The sequence below is a fragment of the Parendozoicomonas verongulae genome, assembly GCF_009711465.1.
Classification (GTDB): domain Bacteria; phylum Pseudomonadota; class Gammaproteobacteria; order Pseudomonadales; family Endozoicomonadaceae; genus Sansalvadorimonas; species Sansalvadorimonas verongulae.
The window spans coordinates 1-669 of the sequence record NZ_SMME01000504.1 but is presented as its reverse complement, the minus strand read 5'-3'; the positions used below and the strand labels follow the sequence as shown (position 1 = coordinate 669).

1 protein-coding gene is annotated in these 669 nt (G+C 57.4%); it reads right to left on the bottom strand.

Features of this window, described 5'->3' with window-relative positions:
- Window positions 1-78: 78 nt before the first annotated feature.
- Window positions 79-597 (bottom strand): hypothetical protein, encoded by a 519-nt coding sequence (locus E1189_RS01210; RefSeq protein WP_155158289.1) that lies wholly within the window; start codon window positions 595-597, stop codon window positions 79-81.
- Window positions 598-669: the final 72 nt, after the last annotated feature.

Genomic DNA, 669 nt, shown 5'->3' with positions numbered 1-669 from the left:
ATTGAAGAGGTTTATGAAGCTGCATCAACAGCCCCAGATGATTTGGACAGCGATAGTCCTACACCAGAAGTAGAAGTATTAAGTCAAAATGAGAAGAGGAGAGTACGTCGAGGAAAGCGGAACACCACCTGCCCCTGCGGTGCCACCCTCGCTTCGGTCAGCAAGCTTAACTCTCACCGCCAGAGTAGCCGGGATGCCCTGTGTAAGGGACAGTGGAACACCACCTGCTTCTGCGGTGCCACCTTCCTTTCGCTCAGCATGCTTAACTCTCACCGCCAGAGCAGCAGAGACGCCCGATGCAAGGGGAAGCGGAACACCACCTGCCCCTGCGGTGCCACCCTCGCTTCGGTCAGCAAGCTTAACTCTCACCGCCAGAGTAGCCGGGATGCCCTGTGTAAGGGACAGTGGAACACCACCTGCTTCTGCGGTGCCACCTTCCTTTCGCTCAGCATGCTTAGCTCTCACCGCCAGAGCAGCCGAGACACCCGGTGCAGGGGGAAGCTGAACACAACCTGCCCATGCGGCGCTAGCTTCGATTCGGTCAACAAGCTTAACACTCACCGCCAGTGCAGCCGGGATGTTCGATGCAAGGGGCAATGGAACACTACCTGCCCCTGCGGTGTCACTTTCGATTCGGCCAACTTACTTAACTCTCACCGCCAGAGCAGC